Source organism: Pseudomonas sp. rhizo66, assembly GCF_031931925.1.
Taxonomy (GTDB): Bacteria; Pseudomonadota; Gammaproteobacteria; order Pseudomonadales; family Pseudomonadaceae; genus Aquipseudomonas.
In genome coordinates this window covers 99,390-122,848 of the sequence record NZ_JAUJWZ010000010.1, presented here as the reverse complement: position 1 = coordinate 122,848, position 23,459 = coordinate 99,390, and the positions used below count along the sequence as shown (strand labels likewise).

23 protein-coding genes and 1 tRNA gene are annotated in these 23,459 nt (G+C 58.7%); 6 read left to right on the top strand and 18 right to left on the bottom strand.

The window, feature by feature from the left end:
• Positions 1 to 28 precede the first annotated feature (28 nt).
• The 4 genes from QZR14_RS14025 to QZR14_RS14010 are packed head-to-tail and all read right to left on the bottom strand — an operon-like array spanning position 29 to position 4,184.
• Positions 29 to 2,125, bottom strand: coding sequence for a DUF6311 domain-containing protein (locus QZR14_RS14025; protein WP_311996891.1), 2,097 nt, complete (start codon positions 2,123 to 2,125; stop codon positions 29 to 31).
• Positions 2,122 to 2,508: a GtrA family protein gene (locus QZR14_RS14020; RefSeq protein WP_250603538.1), complete on the bottom strand. Its 387-nt coding sequence runs from the start codon at positions 2,506 to 2,508 to the stop codon at positions 2,122 to 2,124. Before QZR14_RS14020 ends, QZR14_RS14025 begins: the two co-directional genes overlap by 4 nt.
• Positions 2,505 to 3,215, bottom strand: a complete 711-nt coding sequence (locus QZR14_RS14015; RefSeq protein ID WP_311996890.1) for a class I SAM-dependent methyltransferase — start codon at positions 3,213 to 3,215, stop codon at positions 2,505 to 2,507. The genes QZR14_RS14020 and QZR14_RS14015 overlap by 4 nt, the downstream gene beginning before the upstream one ends.
• A 3-nt stretch (positions 3,216 to 3,218) precedes the next feature.
• Positions 3,219 to 4,184, bottom strand: coding sequence for a glycosyltransferase family 2 protein (locus tag QZR14_RS14010; protein WP_250603534.1), 966 nt, complete (start codon positions 4,182 to 4,184; stop codon positions 3,219 to 3,221).
• A 277-nt stretch (positions 4,185 to 4,461) separates the two neighbouring features.
• On the opposite strand from QZR14_RS14010, the gene QZR14_RS14005 reads away from it, so the two are divergent.
• A complete protein-coding gene (locus tag QZR14_RS14005; RefSeq protein ID WP_250603532.1) occupies positions 4,462 to 4,653 on the top strand; it encodes a YegP family protein in 192 nt (63 codons plus the stop codon).
• A 106-nt stretch (positions 4,654 to 4,759) separates the two neighbouring features.
• Here QZR14_RS14005 and QZR14_RS14000 read toward each other — a convergent pair whose 3' ends face one another.
• The 6 genes from QZR14_RS14000 to dapA all read right to left on the bottom strand — a co-directional run bounded on the left by QZR14_RS14000 (position 4,760) and on the right by dapA (position 12,333).
• Entirely contained in the window at positions 4,760 to 8,260 is a 3,501-nt protein-coding gene (locus QZR14_RS14000; protein WP_311996889.1) for a glycosyltransferase, read from the bottom strand.
• A 378-nt stretch (positions 8,261 to 8,638) separates the two neighbouring features.
• Positions 8,639 to 8,728, bottom strand: a tRNA-Ser gene (locus QZR14_RS13995).
• Positions 8,729 to 8,811: 83 nt separating this feature from the next.
• Positions 8,812 to 9,525: a phosphoribosylaminoimidazolesuccinocarboxamide synthase gene (purC, locus tag QZR14_RS13990; RefSeq protein WP_250603528.1), complete on the bottom strand. Its 714-nt coding sequence runs from the start codon at positions 9,523 to 9,525 to the stop codon at positions 8,812 to 8,814.
• A gap of 28 nt (positions 9,526 to 9,553) precedes the next feature.
• Positions 9,554 to 10,315, bottom strand: coding sequence for an MBL fold metallo-hydrolase (locus tag QZR14_RS13985; protein ID WP_129390454.1), 762 nt, complete (start codon positions 10,313 to 10,315; stop codon positions 9,554 to 9,556).
• A gap of 6 nt (positions 10,316 to 10,321) precedes the next feature.
• Positions 10,322 to 11,437 (bottom strand): outer membrane protein assembly factor BamC, encoded by a 1,116-nt coding sequence (bamC, locus tag QZR14_RS13980; protein WP_250603526.1) that lies wholly within the window; start codon positions 11,435 to 11,437, stop codon positions 10,322 to 10,324.
• A gap of 17 nt (positions 11,438 to 11,454) precedes the next feature.
• A complete protein-coding gene (dapA, locus tag QZR14_RS13975; protein ID WP_093438308.1) occupies positions 11,455 to 12,333 on the bottom strand; it encodes a 4-hydroxy-tetrahydrodipicolinate synthase in 879 nt (292 codons plus the stop codon).
• Between the two features lie 330 nt (positions 12,334 to 12,663).
• Here dapA and QZR14_RS13970 point away from each other — a divergent pair, with 330 nt between their 5' ends.
• The gene (locus tag QZR14_RS13970; protein ID WP_034153153.1) at positions 12,664 to 13,224 is read left to right on the top strand and encodes a glycine cleavage system protein R; all 561 of its coding nucleotides are present in this window, start codon (positions 12,664 to 12,666) and stop codon (positions 13,222 to 13,224) included.
• Between the two features lie 10 nt (positions 13,225 to 13,234).
• Positions 13,235 to 13,708 (top strand): peroxiredoxin, encoded by a 474-nt coding sequence (locus QZR14_RS13965; protein ID WP_250603524.1) that lies wholly within the window; start codon positions 13,235 to 13,237, stop codon positions 13,706 to 13,708.
• A gap of 124 nt (positions 13,709 to 13,832) precedes the next feature.
• Here QZR14_RS13965 and QZR14_RS13960 read toward each other — a convergent pair whose 3' ends face one another.
• Positions 13,833 to 14,903: an AI-2E family transporter gene (locus QZR14_RS13960; protein ID WP_250603523.1), complete on the bottom strand. Its 1,071-nt coding sequence runs from the start codon at positions 14,901 to 14,903 to the stop codon at positions 13,833 to 13,835.
• 30 nt (positions 14,904 to 14,933) lie between these two features.
• The gene (locus QZR14_RS13955; protein WP_007911399.1) at positions 14,934 to 15,173 is read right to left on the bottom strand and encodes a sulfurtransferase TusA family protein; all 240 of its coding nucleotides are present in this window, start codon (positions 15,171 to 15,173) and stop codon (positions 14,934 to 14,936) included.
• A gap of 98 nt (positions 15,174 to 15,271) precedes the next feature.
• Between QZR14_RS13955 and QZR14_RS13950 the strand changes: the two genes are divergently transcribed.
• Positions 15,272 to 16,705 (top strand): M48 family metalloprotease, encoded by a 1,434-nt coding sequence (locus QZR14_RS13950; RefSeq protein ID WP_250603521.1) that lies wholly within the window; start codon positions 15,272 to 15,274, stop codon positions 16,703 to 16,705.
• Positions 16,706 to 16,787: 82 nt separating this feature from the next.
• Here the strand turns inward: QZR14_RS13950 and QZR14_RS13945 are convergent, their stop codons facing one another.
• The gene (locus QZR14_RS13945; RefSeq protein ID WP_250603519.1) at positions 16,788 to 18,221 is read right to left on the bottom strand and encodes a DegQ family serine endoprotease; all 1,434 of its coding nucleotides are present in this window, start codon (positions 18,219 to 18,221) and stop codon (positions 16,788 to 16,790) included.
• A 34-nt stretch (positions 18,222 to 18,255) separates the two neighbouring features.
• Between QZR14_RS13945 and QZR14_RS13940 the strand changes: the two genes are divergently transcribed.
• Positions 18,256 to 18,417, top strand: coding sequence for a hypothetical protein (locus QZR14_RS13940; RefSeq protein WP_007911405.1), 162 nt, complete (start codon positions 18,256 to 18,258; stop codon positions 18,415 to 18,417).
• 14 nt (positions 18,418 to 18,431) lie between these two features.
• Here the strand turns inward: QZR14_RS13940 and QZR14_RS13935 are convergent, their stop codons facing one another.
• The 3 genes from QZR14_RS13935 to rpoE are packed head-to-tail and all read right to left on the bottom strand — an operon-like array spanning position 18,432 to position 20,605.
• Positions 18,432 to 19,397, bottom strand: coding sequence for a MucB/RseB C-terminal domain-containing protein (locus tag QZR14_RS13935; RefSeq protein ID WP_311996888.1), 966 nt, complete (start codon positions 19,395 to 19,397; stop codon positions 18,432 to 18,434).
• 8 nt (positions 19,398 to 19,405) lie between these two features.
• A complete protein-coding gene (locus QZR14_RS13930) occupies positions 19,406 to 19,993 on the bottom strand; it encodes a sigma-E factor negative regulatory protein (protein WP_034153146.1) in 588 nt (195 codons plus the stop codon).
• A gap of 30 nt (positions 19,994 to 20,023) precedes the next feature.
• Complete coding sequence (gene rpoE, locus QZR14_RS13925) at positions 20,024 to 20,605, bottom strand: RNA polymerase sigma factor RpoE (protein WP_003172477.1); 582 nt, start codon at positions 20,603 to 20,605, stop codon at positions 20,024 to 20,026.
• 558 nt (positions 20,606 to 21,163) lie between these two features.
• On the opposite strand from rpoE, the gene nadB reads away from it, so the two are divergent.
• Positions 21,164 to 22,780, top strand: a complete 1,617-nt coding sequence (gene nadB / locus QZR14_RS13920; RefSeq protein ID WP_250603515.1) for an L-aspartate oxidase — start codon at positions 21,164 to 21,166, stop codon at positions 22,778 to 22,780.
• On the opposite strand, the gene QZR14_RS13915 is transcribed toward nadB, so the two are convergent.
• Complete coding sequence (locus QZR14_RS13915; protein WP_311996887.1) at positions 22,749 to 23,201, bottom strand: protein YgfX; 453 nt, start codon at positions 23,199 to 23,201, stop codon at positions 22,749 to 22,751. The two genes, nadB and QZR14_RS13915, sit on opposite strands and share 32 nt — an antisense overlap.
• Positions 23,185 to 23,439 carry an FAD assembly factor SdhE gene (locus QZR14_RS13910; protein WP_095049216.1) on the bottom strand — a complete coding sequence of 85 codons (255 nt, stop codon included), beginning with the start codon at positions 23,437 to 23,439 and terminating at the stop codon, positions 23,185 to 23,187. The genes QZR14_RS13915 and QZR14_RS13910 overlap by 17 nt, the downstream gene beginning before the upstream one ends.
• Between the last annotated feature and the right edge of the window lie 20 nt (positions 23,440 to 23,459).

The window sequence follows — 23,459 nt, the reverse complement described above, 5'->3', positions numbered from 1 at the left end:
AGGCCCCGCCGTCCATCGCCACGCTGCGTCAGTTCACCGTCAGGCGCTTCAAGCCCAGTCCCATGATTCGCGAATCGTCATTGATGCCCAATTGTTCAGGGCTGACGGCGTCGGGCAATTGCAGCTCGATCGTCAGGCGATCATTGTCAGCCAGATGCTGACGGATCGCAGGACTGATCGGGATCTCCAGATGATTATCCTCAAGTTGTACCAGCCGCGTGCTCAGCACCTGCTCGCCATTCAAACTGACAATCACTCGCTGCGCCGGGTGTTGCGGCAAAACGAATGCCATGACCTCCAGCGCAATCGAGCGCGCCTCGGGTGTCACCCGCAAGTCGAGCTGCGCCTGCAGCCCCGTCGACCATGTTCCCCAGTTTTCCGGGATCGACCAACCACTGGTCAACTGCCGGGCGGCGTAGTTGAAGATCAGCGCCTGACCGGGACGCATCAACGCCAGCGATGACATCTGCCGCCCTTCATCCGGCATGCTCAGGCACCGCGAGCAACGCTTCCAGCCCGGCGCCAGCACCACCAGACCATCCACTCTGGTCAGCAGATCCGTTTCACTGTTGATGCTTTTGGCGGCATCGGCCAGTACGGAATCGTCGAGGATGTACAACGAGTCGGCATCGTATTGACCCGACTCAAGCATGCGCTGCGTTTTCTGCCGAGCCTGATCCAGTGCTTTGGCACTCATGCGTCCCAGATAAACAGCGTCGGTTTTCAGGCCATGGGTCGCGGCGAAACCGGCAATCACCTGCCAGCGTTCGGACTGATTCTGCGGCATCAGACTGCGCACCTTCGAGTAATGCGCCGCTGCACTCGCCCAGAACGGATCGCGCATCGGCGTTGGCCATTCTGCGGAGGGCGTGATCATCTTGCTGTTGCGCAAGCCCATCCAGCCGTTGCGCGTGTCGATGACCTGTATCGTCAACGCCACCGCGAGCAGCGCGACGACGATGCGGGGCCGATAACCGCGCACCAGCAGGAAGATCACCATCAGGACGAGCGCGTACAACACCGGCCAGAACATCCGCCCCGAGGCGCGAAAAATATTGGCCAGTTTGAGGGCGATTTTCGGCAGCGGATAACTGAACGTGTGCGCGCCGACACCGATCTGGTTCGATAGCGCGAACAGCCACAAACCGATCAGCGCCAGCAACAGCCAAGGACGAACGCGAAGCTCATCCTTCAGCGGCTGGCGATTTCTCAGAAAGGCAATCAGCGCCAACGGCACCAGCAACAGCACGCCGAGGCCCAGGTAGTTGAAGCCTTCGTAATCGCCGCTGGCTTTCGGCAGATCCGGCAAAATGAACGACCAGCCCGCCGGGTCGATGGGCGACAGCAGGTTCATCCGGTACAAACCGAAACCGCCGGACTGCGCGCCGTCGGCAATCGCGAAGTAACCGGCCTGCCAGCAACACACACTCACCACGGCAAACAGCAACAGGCCTTCCAGCAGCCCCTGACGCCGAGTCAATTGTTGGCTGAAGGTCTTGCCAAGCAGATCCGCCACCCAGATCAACGCCACCATCGCCAGCAGGTACGCATGCACCATCGCCGTCACCGCCAGCAGCGCGCCCCAGGCCAGACGACGTCGAGACAGGTTCGGCAACAACGCCAGGTACAGCGCTGCCAGAATCAGAAAATGCCCGGACAGGGAAAGGTGTCCGCCCATGCGCAGGAACATCGGCGGTGAAACCACCAGCAAACCGGTGCCCAGCAAGCGAATCAGCGGATTGCCCGTCATCAACCCCAGCAGTTTCCAGGCGAACCAGGCTTGCAGCACAAAACACGCCAGTAGCCACAGACCGAAATACTGGAAGGTCGCCGGCAACCAGGCATTGAACGGTTTGAACAGCAGCGCCAGCAGCGGATTGGAGTCGGAAAAAATGATCGAACTGCCCAGTTCCAGACCATAGGACGGGTTGAGTCCGAGCGGAAAGGTCCAGGGTGAATGGCGAAAATACTCCCAGCCCAGATAATGCGTCGCCGGATCGCCCTGCTCCAGCCAGGCAATGTTTTGCGGATCCAGCGCTTGCGGCCCGATCACACAGAAAAATGCCAGCACGCCGAGCAGTAAAGGCAACAGGCCCAGCGCCGGATGGTTTCCTGAAGCCTTCATCGATACGTCCAGAAGTTGTGCAAGACAAAGGTGAACGCGGGAATCGTCAGTGCTACTGCAACGATGCCCAGTAGATAGTGCAGCCCGGCAGCCTGCGCGGCCCAGGCAACGAACATCGCGAGGAAAAAGCCGCCCATGGACACCAACAGAAAACGCACCAGGGTTCGTCCGTGCAAGCGGGCAGAAAAACTCCAGGTGGTGTTGATTACATAGGAAACCACCGTCGCCACGGCAAACGCCACGCCATTGGCCAGTGGCGGTTGCGCAGCAATGAAATTGATGAACAACACCGCCACCAGCGCATGCAGCGCAGTGACGAACAATCCGGTCACGGCAAAGCGCAAACCCCGCTGAATCAATGCGTTTTTTTGCGTCGAGGTCACGGTTTGCGCGCCAGCACGAACACACTCAACCCGGCCAGACGGTTCATGCTCATCAACGGCAGTTCGAGGCGGCATAAAGTCTTGAGGACGCCGTTCACCAGCGGATGATGACGCTTGAGCTGCGAGCGCGGCGCCTGGGCTTGCGCGCCCTGCGGCAGCAGGCGCAACGCCGCCGCGATCGGAAACACCGCGCCGAAATAATAGGCTCCGCGCTGCACCGTCAGACCGGCATCCCGCGCCAGGGTTTCGAACTGCGCCAGGGTGTAGCGGCGCTTGTGCTCAAGAAAGTCATCGTGGCCACTCCACAAGAACTGGAATGCCGGCACCGTCATCAGAAACCGGCTGCCCGATGGCACTTTGTCGACATACATCTTGAGCAGGCCGAGGTCATCATCGACATGCTCCAGCACGTCCATCAACAGCACCAGATCGGCCTCGATGCTTTCAATCCCGCGCCGGTAGTGCACCGGTTTGCCGGCGGTGGTTGCACTGGAGTCGGCCGGATAGCTGATATCCACGCACCACGCTTCGCGGGCATCGGTATGCGTCAGCAAGTGGTGGGAGAAAAACCCTGAACCGGCGCCGACATCGAGGATTCGGCTGATGGGCGCATCCCCCAGCATACGCTTTGTGGCCGCAGCCTTTGAACGGTAATACCAATGCTCGTTGATGCTGTCGCCGAGGATGTCGGTTTCCTTGAGATCCATGTGTCAGTCCTTGGGGTCATAGACGCGACGCACCAGAAAAACCGGTCGGCGTTTGGATTCGATATACGTGCGGCCCAGGTACTCACCGAGCACCCCGATGCCAATCAATTGCAGTCCACCGAGAAAGGTCACGGCCACCATCAGCGAGGCATAACCGGGCATGTCGATACCGTGAATCAGCGTGCGTAGGACAATGAATATGGCGAAGGCAAATGACACCAATGACACCAACGCGCCGACATACGTCCAGATCCGCAACGGTTCAGTGCTGAAACTGGTGATGCCTTCCAGCGCGAAGTTCCACAGGCGCCAGCCATTGAACTTGCTCTGCCCCGCGACGCGCTCCGGGCGCTCGTAATCGACGTGGGTGGTGCGAAAGCCGACCCAGGCGAACAGGCCTTTCATGAAGCGCCGGGACTCCGGCAGGGTCAGCAAGGCATCAACCACGCAACGATCCATCAGACGAAAATCGCCGACATTCTCGGGCAAAGGCTGTTCAGCGATCTTGTTGTGCAGGCGATAGAACCAGTGCGCCGATGTCTGTTTGGCCCAGGTATCGCTGCGACGGCTGATGCGGTGACCGAGCACCACTTCAAAGCCTTCTCGCCAGCGCTCGATCATCTGCACAATGACCTCGGGCGGGTCCTGTAGATCAGCGTCGATCGGCACCACGATCTGCCCGGTCGCAATCTGCAAACCGGCGGACAATGCTGCTTCCTTGCCGAAGTTGCGGCTCAGGTCGACGATACGCAGGCGCGCATCATGCCGCTGCTGTTCGAGCAGACGTTCGAGCGTGGCATCGGTGCTGCCGTCGTTGACGAATACCAGCTCAAGATCGATCAACGCTTGCGCCTGAAAGACCTCATTGATGCGCCGCAGAAACGTGTCGAGACTGTCCTCCTCGTTAAAAACGGGGACCACCAGCGATAACGTCACCTGCCCGGCCTGTTGCGTTCCGTGCTCAGTCAAAGGAGTGCTCTTCTTATAGTGATTGTCGGTCGTCGAACGATATTCGACGCCATGAGCCGTCCCGTATTAAGCAGTAGCGTCGGCGGCGTTGCAAGGGTCTAACGGCGTCATATTGGCCAATCCGCAGGCCTATTGCTGCGCTCTAGCTCGCGGCCTTCAGAAACATCCGCGAACGATTGGAAACAAATGTCCGATGGCCAAAAAAACCGTCTGCGCTAGGCTTGCGACCATGCGCCACACAGGCTGTCGCACTAACGAATCGCATGGAGCGAAGTGAATGTATTTCGAGATTTACAGGCAATCCAGAGGCACCCCGAGCACCGGCAAAGGACAATGGCGCTGGAGATTGCGGGCGGGTAACCACGAGACCATCGCCAGTGGCGAGTCGTATGTGAACAAGGCGGATTGTCTGCACGTGATCGGGTTGATCAAGGCTGTTCATGGGGAGACGCCGGTCAAGGAGATTTAGCCGCTCGGCAAGACAGTGCGGAAATGGAAAAGCCCCACAGTTTCAAGGCTGTGAGGCTTTTTTTCGGGCCGGTATCAAAAGACCAGAAAGCGCGCAGGCTTCTTGTTCAGTCCGCCAGCCAGGCGTTTCGCCACGCCAACAGATGTTCGTCCTTGAGCATCCAGTTCTCAAGCACAACGCTGCGCAGAGCCTCTCCAGCTTTGGCGCTGGCATCGGGTTCAGCAAGGTGTTCGCGTATGGCAGCAATCCAGTCTTGCGATCTGTTCCTGACCCTCGTCACCGGGAAATCACCACGATAACAAGGGATGTCCGAGCAGATCACGGGGAAACCACAGGCGCCATATTCCAACAAGCGCAGATTGCTTTTGCAGGCGTTGAAAAAGTTGTCTTTCAGAGGTGCCAAAGCCAGGTCCAGGTTCAGGCTGGCCAGTCTTTGCGGGTATTTTTCGATACTCACCCCCCTATGGAACTCATGAACATGGGGACGCAGTGCCGGTGGGCACATCCCCATGAACACCCATTCAACTTCCCCTGCCAGCGCACGAACCACTTCGGCAATGACTTGCAGGTCGGCGCTGTGACTCGAGCCGCCGGCCCAGCCGACTCGAGGCTTGCGGCCCTGCTGGCGATGGCTGGTCAGGCCGCTCCACCAATGGCTCGGCAGACGGTTTTCCACGACCCGAATGTCGGCGTTGAACCCCTTGAGCGCATTGGCCAGCGGCTCGGTCGATACCACCAACCGGTCGCACAGCCCTGCGGCTTTCTTCAAGCGTTTGGTGATGTCTTTGGGCAGCAATTCGTGGCTCAAATTGCCAGCAGGCACGTCAAGGATATAGTCATCCAGCTCGTAGACCTTGAAGGCCCTGGAAAACGCCTTGGTGGCCTGCATGTATTCCAGATGCGGCGTGGTGTGTTGCCCCTGGAAAATGATCGAGTCCGGCGCCATGCGCTCCAGTGCTGTCGGTTGAAGTCCCTCGTCGCTCACCGCGCCGCCGATCAACTGTGCGGCTTTCAGGGCCGCGAAAGGCTGACGCACGCGGTAATGTCCGCTGCCGAAAGAGTCGAGGGGGTGGCACAACACGTGAGGCAACTCACGACTGGCAAACGGGTGCCAGTCAGTATCGGTGCGGTATTTGGAGGAGAAACCACTGCCCTCCAGGGTCAGGTTGCGGTTATAGGCCGGATCATTGGCGATCTGTGCAAGCCAACGCTGGTACATCATCGACTGTTCGCGCTGGAAGCGTTTGCGCTTGGCTTCCTCCTTGGTGGTGTCGACGTTGTTCTGGCTCACGCTGGCTTCGTGAACGAGCACCGCGTATGGCGTCCAGACAATCAACCGCCCAGCCTGGCCGACTTTCAGGCACAGATCCACATCGTTAAAGGAAACGGCCAGGCCGACCTCGTCCATTCCACACACTTGCTGGTACAGCTCGGTGCTGATCATCAGGCAGGCGGCGGTGACCGCGCTGTAGTTCTGATCAAGATGCAAGCGGTGAAGGTAGCCGTTGGACTGCATTGAATCACCGATAAACGGGTGGTCTGCAACCCCACGCAACCCGAGTACCACGCCAGCATGCTGAACCGTCCCGTCGAGGAATAACAGTTTGGCGCCCACTATTCCCACTTCTGGCCGCTGGGCGTGATGGAGCATCGCACCAAGCCAGTCGCCATCAATGACTACCGTGTCATTGTTGAGCAGCACCAGGTAATCGCCACGGGCATGGCTGGCGGCAAAATTATTGATCGCCGAATAGTTGAACGGGTGCGGATAACGCAGGATGCGCACTTTGGGATTGTTCAACTGCTCCATGCCGTTGAACCAGTCCCGTGCTTCGACGGTTTCGCTGTTGTTGTCGACGATGATCAGTTCGTAATTCGTATAGCTGGTTTTCTCCATGACGCTTTCGATGCAGCGCAGCAGCATCGGCAGGCAGTCCTTGGTGGGAATAAGGATAGAGACCAGCGGCTGTTCCGCATGTTGGTAGACCACGCGGTTAGCCATTGGCAAAGGTCCGGGCTGCAGCTCATGCGCCACGCCCAGGCGCTGCAAGTGCGCGCCGACGATAGCCGCCGAATTCGCGATGACCTGGGGTTCACCGAGCCACTGGGGGAAATTGATTGCCTGGTGCACCAGCACATCCGCGAGGTGCCCGACAGTACCCAGACCGTGAGTTTCAATCAGCCGAAAAAGCAAATCATGAGGCGCCAGTTCGCTGAAGGCGGGATCAAAGCCGTCGGCAGATAACGCGGCGTCGCGACTGAAAGCCAGTGCGCGGCCGACATAGGGATAACTGCGCAACATATCCAGATTCAAATCCGGCTTGAATACCGGACTCTGACAGCCTTCAGCAGTCAGTGAGTCTTCATCGCTGTAGCAGGCGCTGACACCGGGATTGAGGGCGATGCCTTCGGCGAGCAAAAGCAGTGCGTGGGGATCCAGTTCGTCTCCGCCACGCAACAGGTACCACCAGTCAACGTCGATCTCCTGCAACAGTTCATTAAGCTGGCTCGGCCAGGATTCGGCCAACGGCAGCCAGACCAGATTATCGGCCGGCGTCACGCCTACAGGTTCAGCATTGGAGAGCACCACGATGGCCGCCGCCCGATAAAGCTGGCGGTCGATGCTTTCCAGGCTGGAACGCAACAGTCCGATATCCCCCGTAGTATCGGTCAACACCAACAACACATCCGGTTGCCGCGGCCAGCTCGCCAGTCGCGCGGGTAGACCCTCGACCTCGACGGCGGCCAGTTGCCGGCTCGCAAGCCAGCGGTGGTAAAGGTCGATATTGCGCTGCTGGCGACCAACATTCGCCAGAACGCCGAAAAAACGCTCTAAGGTGTGGGCCAGGGTGCCGTCGAGCTGGCCATTTTCAGCTTCGAAATCGCTACCCGCGAGTTGCATCCGTTCCAGAGGCGCAAACACTTCAATGCGCGCAAAGAACATGGTGCCGGCAAAATAATCCGCGTCGTTGATGCCTTGCGGATCAATGCCGCCACGCTCGGCCAGGGTGACAAGCAACGCGCGATTGCTTTCGCTGAGGAATCGGGTGACGGGCACCAGGTATCGCTGAGGCCCCAGCATCGGCACATGCACCGGATCGGCAAGGTGTTCCAGCGCTCGACTGAAGCGTACCGGGCCCAGCAGATCATCGAATAGTTCAACGCCCCAATCGATCTCCCCGCCCAAGTGCAGCGAACGCTTGGTGTGCAGCTTGACCAGCATGCGGATGTTATCGGCACGCAAGAGCGGCAGCATCCGCAGAAACGGCAAAACGTCCCTGCCGTGATTCGGCACCCGGTATAGCGAATAACTCAATCCACTGGCCGTCAGCTGAGTACGGATCTCATCTTCACGTCCGGCTACGCAGGTTACGTAGAGATGCAGACGTTCGGACAGTTTAATCAAACGGCCCAGAATATCTTTCAGCACTTCGGGGTAATACGCATGGATAACCACGCCGACTGGCGGCTCGCCATCCTCGAACGCTGGCGGCTGCGCAACCAGCACTTCGCACTCTTCGACGCGGGGAGCAGCGCTGCCGCCTGACTTGACGGACTGACGTTCAGAAACGCGGTGAGCACCTTGGGCTGATGGTGGAATTTTCATATTCAAACCAATTCAAATAGGGAGCGAGGCTGGAACTCGCTGGATGCGCCTTTCACGGCCGAGGCGAGCAAGTATCCACTTTAGTGAAAGCGCTGGCCTCATGGCTGGGCAGAGGATAAACGACGACAGGTGTGATTTGGCGGCTGATCGCTGGCCAATAAAGACAGCCCCCTACTCTGAGAACGCGACTTTAAAGGGGTCGGTGAGTCCTGTGAGCATTGTGTCTCTAATGTCGGCCGAGGCTGTGTTTACTTAAATTGCCTCTCTGCCGATGAGCTCACCGCGCAAGACGCGCTTCAGCGCTATCGCCACGAATACTGGATTCGCAGAAACGAAAAAGCCCCGTAGATTTTCATCTACGGGGCTTTTTCCATGTTATGGCGGAGAGATAGGGATTCGAACCCTAGGTACCGGTGAAGGTACAACGGATTTCGAATCCGTCCCATTCGGCCACTCTGGCATCTCTCCAACGGCGCGCATCATAACAACACTTTTACCGAAAGCAAACCCTCTTTCGAAAATTTCTTCGTGCTATCAGATGCTTGCGTCGATTAAAGCGGTACGCCCAGACGATTGGCGACTTCTTCGTAGGCTTCGATGACGTCACCGAGGCCCTGACGGAAGCGGTCCTTGTCCATCTTCTTCTTGGTGTCCTTGTCCCACAGACGGCAGCCGTCCGGGCTGAACTCGTCACCGAGGACGATGGAGCCGTCGCTGAACACGCCAAATTCGAGCTTGAAGTCGACCAGCAGCAGGCCGGCGTCGTCGAACAGTTTGGTCAGCACTTCGTTGACCTTGAGCGACAATTCTTTCATGCGAGCCAGTTGTTCGGCGGTGCCCCAACCGAATGCCACGACGTGGGATTCGTTGATGAACGGGTCGCCCTTGGCGTCGTCCTTCAGGAACAGCTCGAAGGTGTAAGGATTGAGCTTCAGGCCTTCCTCGACGCCCAGACGCTTGACCAGGCTGCCGGCGGCGTAGTTACGCACGACGCACTCGACCGGGATCATGTCGAGTTTCTTCACCAGGCACTCGTTGTCGCCCAGCAGCTTGTCGAATTGGGTCGGTACGCCGGCCGCTTCGAGTTTCTGCATGATGAAGGCGTTGAACTTGTTGTTGACCATGCCTTTGCGGTCGAGCTGCTCGATGCGCTTGCCGTCGAACGCCGAGGTGTCGTTGCGAAACAGCAGGATCAAGCGGTCAGCGTCGTCGGTCTTGTAAACCGATTTGGCTTTGCCGCGGTAGAGTTCTTCACGTTTTTCCATGATGGGCTCCGCTTGCTAAGTAGGTGGGCTAGGCGATGTGGCGCCAGTCGAGCCCTGAATCTTGATCGGCCAGTTGCAGCCAGTCCGGGTCGCACCCGAGGGTGTCGACAAAACATTGCCGGGCCAGCTGCGGCATGTTGTTCTTGCTGCTCAGATGGGCCAGGACCAGGTGTTGCAAGCCCTGCCAGCCCAACTCGGACACCAGGAATGCCGCCTGATGGTTGTTCAAATGTCCCAGCTCGCCGCCCACCCGTTGCTTGAGAAAGTACGGGTAATGACCACGGGCCAGCATGTCGCGGCAATGGTTGGACTCGATCATCAACGCATCGAGGTCCCGATAACCGTCCAGCACCCGCTCGCAGTAGGAACCCAGGTCGGTCAGCAGGCCGAAGCGCCGCTGCTCGTGATCACTGAAGACATACTGTGTCGGTTCCTGCGCATCATGAGCCACGGCAATGACCCCGATGTTCAGTGCTCCGATCTGCAGTTGCTCGCCGCCGGCCAGAAAGCCTGCGGGTTCAATCGGTTTGCGCATCCCGCGCAGTGTGCCGCGACTGAGGTAGACCGGTAGATTGTAGCGCCGAGACAGTAAACCCACGCCATGCACGTGGTCGGCATGTTCGTGGGTTACGAGTATCGCGCTCAGTTGCGCCGGGTTCACACCCAGGCGCAACAGGCGTTTTTCGGTTTCCCGCAGGGAAAAACCACAATCCACCAGCACATACGTATCAGCACTGGCGATCAGCGTGCCGTTCCCTTGGCTACCGCTGCCGAGAACGGCAAAACGCATGGTTGATCAGCCCAGGTTGTCCTGAATCACGCTCAACACTTTGCGTGCCACTTCAGCCGGCGCGACGGTGTTGATGTTTTTCTCGACGGTTACCTGAATGTTCTCGCCAACCTTGCTCAGGCGAACCTGATAACGCTCGGCACGGGCTTCAACTTCTTCCTTGCTTGGCGCACTGCCGAACAGGCTGCTGAAGAAACCAGGCTTGTCGTCTTTCTTCTCGGCTTTTTCAGCCAGGTTGATGTAGTACAGGCCCAGGCTGCGGTTGATGTCTTCAACGCGCCATTCGCCTTGTTCCAGTGCGCGGCCAACGCTCGACCAGGCGCGGTCCAGATCGGTACCGACGTTCAACACCGGGTTGCCGCTGCCGTCTTCACTGAGGCTGACACGGCTCGGGGTATCGAAATCACGCGAGGCCAGCATCGACACCGAACCGCCCTTCTCGGAGATCCGGCTCATGCTCGCGAGCATGTCGTCGACCAGCGCCGCGTCCAGGCCAGTGTTGACCGAACGGTTGGTGAAAGCGACGTCGGCAGTGCTGCCGGCAGGACGCTCGGCGCTGACCACGTAAATTTCACTGGTGTTGCGCTGCACGCCCGGCTCGATACGCACACGCACACGGGTTTCGCTGTCGCTGGCGATACCGGCTGCGCTCAGGCGCTTGGCCATGGCCGCAGACAGTTCGTCGGAATGCTGCCAGGTGGTGGTGAACTCACCGGTCTGCGGGCGCTGTTCATCCAGGCGGAAACCGTTGTCCTGGAAGAATTGCACAGCCACTGGCCAGACTTCGGCCGGCGGATGCTGAGCCACGACCCAACGCGAATCACCGCTCTTCTGCAGCGAATAATCGCTGGCATCGGCAACGGCCGAAAGCGGCTGAGGACGCGGCACAATGTATTCGCCCTTGGCGGTGTCATCAGCGACGTTACGCGGGATCGGCAACAGCGGATCCAGACGCTTGGAGGTGCTGACATCCGGTGGCAGTTGCATCGGTGCAGTCTGTTGCGCTTCCAGGTAATCGCTACCACGGTCACGGAAATAACCTTCCGGGCCCCAGACCCATCCGCAGCCGCTGGTGCTGGAGATAATCAAGGCAAGTGCGGAAAGTCCGGCCATTCGCTTCATGCGTTGTACTTCCTCAATTAAACCAGGACGCTGCACTGGCGCAGGGCCGAGCGGAGCGTTTCGTGACAAGGTGTGCTCAGCCAGGTCAGTGGCAGGCGGATGCCTTCGTGCATCAGGCCCATTTCTACCAAAGCCCACTTCACCGGAATCGGGTTGGCTTCAATGAACAGGTCTTTGTGCAGCGGCATCAGTTTTTCGTTGATGGCCCGTGCGGTGTCGGCGTCGCCCTTGAGCGCAGCCTCGCACAGGTCGGCCATTTCGCGCGGAGCGACGTTGGCGGTTACCGAGATGTTGCCTTTGCCGCCCAGCAGGATCAGCTCAACGGCGGTCGGATCATCGCCAGACAGCACGATGAAGTCCTTGCTCACACCATCGATGATCGCTTTGGCGCGTTTCAGGTCGCCGGTGGCTTCCTTGATACCGATGATGTTCGGCACGGTGGACAGGCGAATCACGGTCTCGGCCTGCATGTCGCAAGACGTGCGGCCAGGAACGTTGTAGAGAATCTGCGGAATGTCGACCGCTTCAGCGATGTGCTTGAAGTGCTGGTACAGACCTTCCTGAGTCGGCTTGTTGTAATACGGAACCACCAGCAGGCAGGCATCGGCACCGGCTTCCTTGGCATTGCGGGTCAGCTCGACAGCTTCGCGTGTCGAGTTGGCGCCAGTGCCGGCGATGACCGGAATGCGTCCGGCAACCTGTTTGACCACGGCTTTGATGACGGCGATATGTTCTTCTACATCAAGGGTTGCCGATTCGCCGGTAGTACCGACCGCGACAATGGCATGGGTGCCGTTCTTGAGATGGAAGTCCACGAGTTTGCTGAGGCTGTCCCAGTCAAGACGCCCTTGTGCATCCATGGGAGTGACCAGTGCCACCATACTGCCCGCAATCATGAAACCGCTCCTGCCGGAAAAAGAGAGCGGTAATGGTACTGGCGCCAAGATGCTTGCACAAGCGAAGTACTGCGCTGCCGCCATTCCCCTTGGCGCCGCTTTTCGCTACCCTTCAGACTTTGATCGGTACTGATCAGCTTGTACGCCGGGTTCCAGCCTCCCTTTACGGCCTCCCAGACCCCGTTCCTGCGTCGCATCGACGCGCTCCCGCCATAGTGGAGCGAGCCGCGAGCGCTTGCCGGGCCTCTTTGTACGGACAGCCAGAACAGGCACTCCCCGGTGGCCAACGCCCGTAAACCTACCGACCGCTCATCGCTTTAGGAATGCTGCATGTCCACCCCCACAGTTCGCGAACAATTCCTTGTCATCAGTGCCCTCGGCGCCAACCCCATGGAGCTGACCAACGTCCTGTGCCGCGCCAGCCATGAAAATCGCTGCGCCGTGGTTACTTCGCGCCTGACCCGCCACGGCGAGTGCAGCGCTTTGGTCCTCGAGGTCTCCGGCAGCTGGGACGCCCTCGCCCGCCTGGAAGGCAGTCTGCCGGGCCTGGCCAAGAAACACGCTTTCACCGCCAACGTGGTGCGCAGCGCGCCGCTGGAAAATCGTCCGCAGGCCCTGCCGTATGTGGCGTATGTCAGCTCGGCGTATCGCCCGGACATCATCAATGAGCTGTGCCAGTTCTTCATGGATCACAACGTCGAACTGGAAAACCTGACCTGCGACACGTACCAGGCGCCGCAGACCGGTGGCACCATGCTCAACGCCACGTTTACCGTGACCCTGCCAGCCGGCACCCAGATCAGTTGGCTGCGCGACCAGTTCCTCGACTTCTCCGACGCGATGAACCTGGACGCACTGATCGAGCCTTGGCGCCCACAGAACCCAATGTAAGGAAGCTTTCATGGCCGTTGTCATCGACCAACCGGTTGCCGATTTCGAAGCACCTGCCACCAGCGGGCAGACTGTCAGCCTGTCCGCCCTCAAGGGCAAACAAGTGGTGATCTATTTCTACCCTAAGGACAGCACCCCGGGTTGCACCACTGAAGGTCAGGGCTTTCGTGATCAGTACGGCGCATTCAAGGCCGCCAATACCGAGATTTTCGGTATCTCCCGCGACAGCCTGAAGTCCCACGAGAACTTCAAGTGCAAGCAGGAGTTTCCGTTCGAGCTGATCAGCGACAAGGACGAGGCCGTTTGCCAACTGTTCGACGTGATCAAGTTGAAGAAGCTCTACGGCAAGGAATACCTGGGCGTTGATCGCAGCACATTCCTGATTGATAAGGACGGTGTGCTGCGTCAGGAATGGCGCGGCGTGAAAGTGCCGGGGCATGTGGATGCGGTTCTGGCAGCCGCTCAGGATCTGAATAAAGCCTGATGTTTCGCTGACGCCATCGCTGGCAAGCCAGCTCCCACAGGTTTTGTGTGCACCGAAAACCCTGTTGGGAACTGGCTTGCCAGCGATGAGGCCCTGAGCCACAACGAATAATGCTGATCAGTCACTAAAGCAGCGGCGAAACTTCGGGCTCCTTGCGCGGCCACGCATCGAGCACAGCCTTGAACAGCGTCGCCAACGGGATCGCAAAGAACACGCCCCAGAATCCCCACAACCCGCCAAACAACAGCACCGCGCAGATGATTGCCACCGGGTGCAGATTGACCGCCTCCGAGAACAGCAGCGGCACCAGCACGTTGCCATCCAGTGTCTGAATGATCCCGTACACCGCCATCAGATAGATGAACTGGTCGCTCCAGCCCCACTGGAACAGCGCAATCAGCGTCACCGGCACGGTCACCACCACCGCGCCCACATACGGCACCACCACCGATATACCGACCAGCAATGCCAGCAGCGCCGCATAGTTGAGTCCGAGGGTGACAAACGCGATGTAGGTCACGCCGCCGCAAATCACGATTTCAATGACCTTGCCGCGGATGTAGTTGGCGATCTGCCGGTTCATCTCCTGCGCAACCCGAGTGATCAGCGCGCGCTCACGCGGCAGGTAGCCACGCACCCATTCGCCGATCATGACCCGGTCCTTGAGAAAGAAGAACACCAGAATCGGCACCAGCACCAGATAGATCATGATGTTCACCAGCAGCGGCAGACTCGACAGCGAGAATGTCAGCGCCCACTGGCCGAACTTGCCGATCTCGCCACGCGCCGCTTCGATCGCCTGCAACACTTGCTCATCGGATACCAGGTGCGGATAGCGCTCCGGTAACAGCAACAGCAGCGACTGCCATTTGGCGAGCATGCCTGGCAGCTCGTTGAACAGCGTGATCAACTGATGCCAGAGCAACGGCAGCACCACGACGATAAAAAGCAGCAGCACGCCCATGAACAGCGCGAACACCAACCCTACCGCCACGCCACCCGGCACGCGCATACGTTCCAGCGTGACCACCAGGCCCTGCATCAGATACGCCAGCACCATCCCCGCCAACACCGGCGCGAGCATGCCGCCGAGCGTTAGCACGGCCGTGAAAGCGAGAAACAGCAGCACCGCCAGCACCACCGCTTCTTCGTCGGAGAAGTAGCGCTGAATCCAGTCGCGTAACACTTTGAACATCAATAATCCTTAGATTTAACGCTGTCGGTTTCAGGCCTTTTTCAACCAGTAACGGTAGACGCCTGCTTCGTCTTCTTCGCGCAGCAGCGTATGACCGGCCAACTTGGCAAAGGTGCGGAAGTCGCGCTGTGAGCCCGCGTCGGTCGCGATGACCTTGAGGACTGCGCCACTCTGGAGCTTGTTGAGTTCCATTTTTGCCTTGAGCAACGGCAACGGACAATTCAGGCCACTGGCGTCCAGTTCCACGTCATGGGCTACAGCGTCAGTCATTGCGTCACTCCGGTTCAGGTCGTCGAGCTGCCTAGAATATCTGGTCGCAGCTCCGGTGTCCGGCTACAGTAAGGTCTTTGTCTTCTAAGGCTTTGTGCATGACTTTTCTGCGCCCTACCCTGCTGACGCTCGCTTGCCTGCTCGCCTCACCAGGCTTTGCCGACGATCTGCCGTCACTCGGCGACGCCAGTTCTGCCATTGTCTCGCCGCAACAGGAATACCAGCTCGGCCGCGCGTGGCTGGCCATGTTGCGTAGCCAGGTTTCCCAGCTTAACGACCCACAGCTCAAGGATTACGTCGAGTCCAGCGTCTATAAGCTAGTAGAAACCAGTCAGGTCAGTGACCGGCGTCTTGAGTTCATCCTGATCAACAGCCCACAACTCAACGCCTTCGCGGCGCCGGGCGGCGTGGTCGGGGTCAATGGTGGCTTGTTCCTCAATGCGCAGACCGAGGGTGAATACGCTTCAGTACTGGCGCACGAATTGGCGCACTTGTCGCAACGCCACTTTGCTCGCGGTGTAGAGGCCTCGCAGCGGATGCAGGTGCCGATGATGGCCGCGCTGTTGGCCGGGATCGTCATTGCGGCGGCCGGTGGCGGCGATGCCGGTATTGCGACCATCGCCGGTACGCAGGCAGCGGCTATTCAGTCGCAACGCACCTTTTCCCGCCAGAACGAACAGGAAGCCGACCGCATCGGCATCCTCAATCTGGAAAAGGCCGGGTATGACCCGCGCTCGATGCCGACCATGTTCGAACGCCTGATGCGTCAATATCGTTTCGATGCCAAGCCGCCGGAATTCCTGCTGACTCACCCGGTGACAGAATCGCGTATTGCCGACACCCGCAACCGTGCCGAGCAGGCCAAACCGGGCGGCATTGAAGATTCCAAGCGCTATCAGTTGATCCGCGCGCGCGTGCAGTTGATCTACGAAGAAACCCCAGGCCTGGGCGCCAAGCGCTTCCGCGCGCAGCTGGATGAAAACCCGAAAAACGATGTGGCGCGCTACGGTCTGGCGATTGCCCAGATCAAGGGCGGTCAGTTGAATGAGGCTCGCGAGAATCTCAAGCAACTGTTGGCCACCTCGCCGAACGAAATCATCTACAACCTCGCTCAGGTCGATCTCGACATCACCAATAATCGTTTGCCCGACGCGCAATCGCGGGTTGACCGGATGCTCACGCAATATCCGGGCAACTACCCGTTGAATCAGGTGCGCGTCGATCTGCTGCTGAAACAGAATCGCGCTGCCGATGCAGAAAAAGCGCTGGAAGCGTTGCTCAAATCACGCCCGGATGATCCGGATGTCTGGTATCAGGTCGCCGAAACCCGTGGTTTGTCGGGGAACATCATTGGTCTGCACCAGGCACGCGCCGAGTATTTCGCCTTGGTTGGCGATTATCGCCAGGCGATCCAGCAACTCGATTTCGCCAAGCGCAAGGCGGGCAGCAACTTCCCGTTGTCGTCGCGTATCGATGCTCGCCAGCGTGAGCTGATGGAGCAGGAACGCATGATCAAGGACATGATGGGCTAAGCCTCAAGCCATCCAGACAAAAGCTTCAGGCATAAAAAAACCGCCTCTTTCGAGGCGGTTTCTTTTTTACCTTGGCGCTGGATTATTCAGCCAGTTTGAAGGTGATGAAGCTGGCACGACCTTGACGCAGAACGCGCATCGACACCGAACGGTTCTTCGGCAGCGCCTTGGCGATCTCGCCGAACTCCTTGCTGGAGCCAATAGCCTGGTTGTTCAGATGGGTGATCACGTCACCTGGCTGCAGACCAATCAGCGCCGCAGGACCGTCCTGCACTTCCTTGATCACCACACCACCTTTGAGGTCGTAGGTTTTCTTCTGCTCGGCGGTCAGCTCGCCCACCGACACTCCGAGGCGGTTGCTGGTGCTTTCAGTACCGGACTTCGGCAGCGCATCCAGCTCTTTGTCTTCGTCCGGGATCGCGCCGACGGTCAGTTCGACATTCTTGCGTTTGCCTTCACGAATCACTTCCAGATTGGCTTTGGCGCCAGCTTTCAGTGCGCCGACCAGATGTGGCAGGTCAGCCGACATGACGATCGGCTGGCCGTTCATGCTCAGGATCACGTCACCGACTTGCAGGCCACCCTTCGCGGCCGGGCCGTCATCCTGAATCTGTGCAACCAGCGCGCCGGCCGGTTTATCCAGACCGAACGACTCGGCCAGATCCTTGTTCACTTCCTGGATGACCACGCCCAGCCAGCCACGGCTGACCTTGCCACCGGTCTTCAGCTGATTGGACACATCCATCGCCACGTCGATCGGGATCGCGAACGACACGCCCATGAAGCCGCCCGAACGGGTGTAGATCTGCGAGTTGATGCCGACCACTTCGCCGTTCAGGTTGAACAGAGGGCCACCGGAGTTGCCCGGATTGATCGGCACGTCGGTCTGAATGAACGGCACGTAGTTTTCGTTTGGCAGGCTACGGCCCACGGCACTGACGATGCCTTGGGTCACGGTGTGGTCGAAGCCGAACGGCGAACCGATAGCGACGACCCACTGGCCGGCTTTCAGGTCCTGGGATTTGCCAAGCTTCAATACCGGCAGATCCTTGCCTTCGATTTTCAGCAGCGCCACGTCGGAACGTGGGTCGGTGCCGATCAGCTTGGCTTTCATTTCGCTGCGGTCGGCGAGGCGGACGAGGATTTCGTCGGCATCGGCGATCACGTGGTTGTTGGTGAGGATGTAGCCATCCGAGGAGATGATGAAGCCCGAACCCAGCGACTGCGCTTCACGCTGACGACCGCCACCGCCCGGCGAACGCTGCTGAGGCGGCATGCCACGTTCGAAGAACTCGCGCAGCATCGGCGGCAGGCCCTCCAGATCAGGCATCTGCTGGTTCACTTTGCGATCCGGCAGTTTCTGCGTGGTACTGATGTTCACCACGGCTGGCGAAGCTTGTTCGACCAATTGGGTGAAGTCAGGCAGATCGGCTGCTTGCGCCGCAGGCACCGCCTGACCGAGCAACAGCACAGTGGCGAAGATGGAGAGATAGGATTTCAAACTTGGTATCGACATACAGCTCCCGTTACGACGAGCAGGGTTAAGCGATATGGAGCAAGGAACACCGGAAACCACCGACCGGCATTTTTGTTCCGGCAACAACAAACAAGGCCAGAGCCGTGAGGCACTGACCTATAAAAAATTTTCGGGTTATTTGCAAATGAAAATGCTCAGCAAACATTTCATCTACGTCTCGACGAAGAAGTGGTAATGACTGAAATCAGCTCACTGCTTGCTGGTTGCAGTGCCATCAGTATTACGCATCGACAGAGCAATTCGTTCGGCGGTGCCAATCGGGATTTCGCCAACCACCGTGACCATCATTTCGCCCTCGGGCGTGGTCAGGCGACGGGAAACAGCCACGGTCGGACCGAGTTGAGTGCGGGTATCGGTAACCGTCGCACCGTTCAACGGCTCGAGGAACACCGAGAAACGCGCCAGCCCGTCGTCATACATCAGGCTGTTGACCTGAGTCTTGGTCTCCGGATCTCTGTGCGAGGTACTGCTGGTCAGTTCAAAACCCGGCGGCAGCCAGTCTGAATGCCAGACTTGAGCGGTCTTGACCGCCGAAGCCTTGTCACTGTCGAGCGTTATCGCTTTACAGTCGGCATCAGCCTGCAAATCTTTGTCCGACGGTACTTCGTCAGTATCGAGACTGGTGAACTGGAAGCGTTCGAGCAACTGCCCTTTGTCATTCAGCAGCAAAGACTTCAGCGGCAAGCCGGTTTTCTTGTCCAGATGCAATTCAAAACCGTACCGATGCTGATCGCGAGGCGTCAGCGATACGATCACTGCGTCTCGCCCAGCCACGCGCGATTTGCCGATGACGGCAAGGTCATACCAGTTTTTCAGCTTTTTCGGATCGAGAGGACGAGCGGCCGAGTTGGGGGAATCCCCCAGACCGGCAATCAGGGTGCCGCTGACGCATTGAGTGTGTCCATCAATGCGCACGACTTCCTGCGCCGAACCGTCGAGCTGGAGTAAACGCTCACGGACTTGGCCATTCTGGACGCGATGCCAGATGTTATGGGTAGAGAAGCTACCGTTACGCTCGTAAACGAATGTGCCGTGAAAGCTTTGCTGCTGCTCGGCTTGGCCCAGACGGGTCAACCAGTCCTGGGCCTCGTCAGCGTGGGCTGGAACTATGAACCAGCCACTGAGCAGAAGCGAAAGTAGAGGTATGGCGCGCATGATCCTCCTTAACGGTTTTCCAGACTTGCTGCACGTGCGTATGGCAACGCGCTTTCAGTGCCTTTCAATGCAGCCTGTTGGGCGTGCTGGCGCAAGTACCCTGGCAGACGCTGATCGTGCCAGCCTGGCTGACCTTGCAGAACGCCGTTAGCCATAGGGCCAGTCGCTTCCGAACTCTCGCTGTAGCCTGCCAGAACAGCCGGGCCTTTGACCTGTGGGGTGGCCAGGGTTGGCTGATTGGATTGCTGAGCCAGCTCAACACCGGCGATTTCATCCTGGTTGTACAGGCGAACACCAGCCAGAACGGCAACAGTCACCGAGGCTGCAACAGCCAGACGGCCGAGGTTGCGCCATGGGCTGCGAGATACTTTGGCCGGGGCCGTTTCGTCTTCCAGTGCAGCAGACACTGCCGCAGCGATATCCAGACGTGGAAGCAGCAGATCCTTGTGCATGGCTGCCCGAGCGATCTGGTAACGAGCCCAGGTCTCACGGGTATCAACATCATCCAGTGCATTGAGCACTCGACGCAATTCCAGTTCGTCCGCTTCGTTATCCATCACTGCGGACAGCGATTCCTGCAGGGCTTCACGACTCATGGCGTTCCTCTCTTGGCTGTCGCCGCTGTCTCAGTTTTCCTGCAACAACGGCTGCAGGGCTTTATCGATGGCCTCCCGAGCGCGGAAAATCCGGGAGCGCACGGTACCCACCGGACATTGCATGACGCTCGCAATGTCCTCGTAACTCAGACCATCGAACTCACGTAAAGTTAAAGCTGTACGTAAATCTTCTGGCAGTTGCTGGATGGTTCGATGGACGGTGCCTTCGATCTCATCCCGCAGCAGTGCACGTTCTGGTGACTCGAGATCCTTGAGGCCGTGATCGCCATCGTAGAACTCTGCATCTTCGGAACTTACATCGCTATCCGGCGGCCGGCGGCCGCGTGAAACCAGGTAATTCTTCGCCGTGTTAATGGCAATACGGTACAGCCACGTATAAAACGCACTGTCGCCGCGAAAGTTTCCAAGTGCTCGATACGCCTTGATAAAGGCTTCCTGAGCCACGTCCTGGGCTTCATGGGTGTCGTGCACGAAACGCACGATCAACCCGAGAATCTTGTGCTGATACTTCAGCACCAACAGATCGAAAGCTCGCTTGTCGCCGCGTTGAACGCGCTCGACCAGCTGCTGATCCTCTTCCTGGGTTAGCATGAACACTCCTCGATAAGCCCGAAGGAGACTTGCATAACTAAACGACCAGACTTGCAAACATAGACTCGGGCTTTTCGCAAAAGTTCTCCCCCTCCAGGCAAGTTTCCTGCGAGCTCTGATTTGGCACGCACGAAAAACGCAGCTCGGGATAAACCGGCTGCGCGAATAATCTTGTCATCGGTTTCGCCGGCAGGAATCCAACCGCAGATTCCGCACTGAAGCCGACACTGTCCCTTATCTCTGGCACCGACTATTGATCTTGGGCCTTTGGCAAAAGTTCCAATTATTTATAGCCGTCGCCACCCGACATTTGGCAACCCTGTGCAGAAAAAGTCTGTTTCAGCACCGATACAGTCGCCTTTTCCCCCAACGGGTGAAAAAAACTTCCGACGAAGCACACGGTTTTTTCGGTCACAGTAGTTTCACAATGCCATATCGGCCCGGCTATTGTGCCGCTCCCCCCCTCTATATACTAGTGGGCTGTGTGGCTGTCTTGACTCGCCGATCCAGCTGTCTTGCACCACCCCCGACCCGGGTCGCTTTGAGCGGAATCCTGTAATGAGCCAACAATTCCAACATGATGTTCTGGTCATAGGCAGCGGTGCTGCCGGTTTGAGTCTCGCGCTGACCCTGCCGGGTCATTTGCGCATTGCCGTATTGAGCAAAGGCGATCTCGCCAACGGTTCCACCTATTGGGCCCAGGGCGGGGTCGCTGCCGTGCTGGATGACACCGACACTGTCGAATCCCACGTCGATGACACCCTCAACGCAGGCGGAGGCCTGTGCCATGAAGACGCTGTGCGTTTCACCGTCGAGCACAGCCGCGAAGCCATTCAGTGGCTGATTGATCAAGGCGTGCCCTTCACCCGCGACGATCAGTCCGGCACTGAAGACGGCGGGTTTGAATTCCACCTGACCCGTGAAGGCGGCCACAGTCACCGCCGCATCATCCATGCGGCCGATGCCACCGGTGCGGCCATCTTCAAAACCCTGCTGGCCCAGGCCAAAGAGCGTTCGAACATCGAACTGCTGGAGCAGCGGGTTGCCGTCGATCTGATCACCGAACGGCGCTTGGGCATGGAAGGCGAACGCTGCCTCGGCGCCTATGTACTCAATCGCAAAACCGGCGAAGTCGACACCTACGGCGCACGCTTCGTGATTCTGGCCTCGGGCGGTGCCGCCAAGGTCTACCTCTATACGAGTAACCCCGACGGCGCTTGCGGTGATGGCATCGCCATGGCCTGGCGTTCGGGCTGCCGCGTGGCGAACCTGGAGTTCAACCAGTTCCACCCGACCTGCCTGTATCACCCGCAGGCCAAGAGTTTTCTCATTACCGAAGCCCTGCGCGGCGAAGGCGCCCATTTGAAGCTGCCCAATGGCGAACGCTTCATGTCCCGCTTCGACAAGCGCGCCGAGCTGGCACCGCGCGACATCGTCGCCCGAGCCATCGACCATGAAATGAAGCGTCTGGGGGTCGATTGCGTCTATCTCGACATCAGCCACAAACCCGAAGCATTCATTAAAAGTCACTTTCCGACTGTTTATGAGCGCTGCCTGGGCTTCGGCATCGATATCACCAAGCAGCCGATCCCGGTCGTGCCGGCCGCGCATTACACCTGTGGCGGCGTGATGGTCGATCAGAACGGTCGCACTGATGTGCCCGGTCTGTACGCCATCGGTGAAACCAGCTTCACCGGCCTGCACGGCGCCAACCGTATGGCCAGTAATTCACTGCTCGAATGTTTCGTCTATGCCCGCTCCGCAGCAGCCGACATCCTCGCGCAACTGGACCATGTCACCGCCCCAAACGCCCTGCCCGTCTGGGACGCCAGCCAGGTCACCGACTCGGACGAGGACGTGATCATCGCGCACAACTGGGATGAATTGCGGCGTTTCATGTGGGACTACGTCGGCATCGTGCGCACCAACAAGCGCCTGCAACGGGCACAGCACCGCGTGCGCCTGCTGCTGGACGAAATCGACGAGTTCTACAGCAACTATAAGGTCAGTCGCGATCTGATCGAACTGCGCAACCTGGCGCAAGTCGCCGAACTGATGATCTGCTCAGCCATGGAGCGCAAGGAAAGTCGCGGCCTGCATTACACCCTCGACTATCCCGATCTGTTGCCCGAGGCGCTCGACACTATTCTGGTGCCGCCCACCTACGTCGGCTGAACTTGAGCCGTACTCGCAGGCGTCGGTGCAGATCCGCCGCCTGCGAGTCCCGTGGCACACAGATCGATCGGACCTGCCATTCGCCACGCAATCTGAACCTCAGCACCACAATCAGCGGAAGCGCGAGACTGTCCGGGCGCAGCTGTACCGCCTGCCAGCCGTCCGCCTGATTCCACAACTGCCAGCCATCGGCGTCGCGGCGCAATCCGCGAAACGCCTTGGGATGACTCAGCAGAATCTGCCGAGGCAGCACCCAAATTCCGTGAAGCAGGCAAGCGAAAGCGCCGAGCAGACTGGCCCAGAGTGGAATAGAAAGCAGAAACAAGGAGCCCATTGCGAACGCCTGGGCCAACAGATACGCCGCCAGCAGCTGCCGTGAGGCATGCCAGCGGCATTCAAACGTATTACTTTGGCTGGACACGGTCCAGGATCATGCGAACCATGCGCTGCAGTTCCGGATCTTCAGACTCGCTGCGCTCCATGAACCAACCGAACATGTCCTGATCCTCGCACTCCAACAGGCGAACATACAACGCACGATCCACCTCGTTTAGATCGGCATAAACCTCTTTCACGAATGGCACCAGCAACACGTCAAGCTCAAGCATGCCGCGACGGCTGTGCCAAAAGAGGCGATTCAGTTCAACTTGTTCGACCATGGAGCCCTCCTCAAATTTGG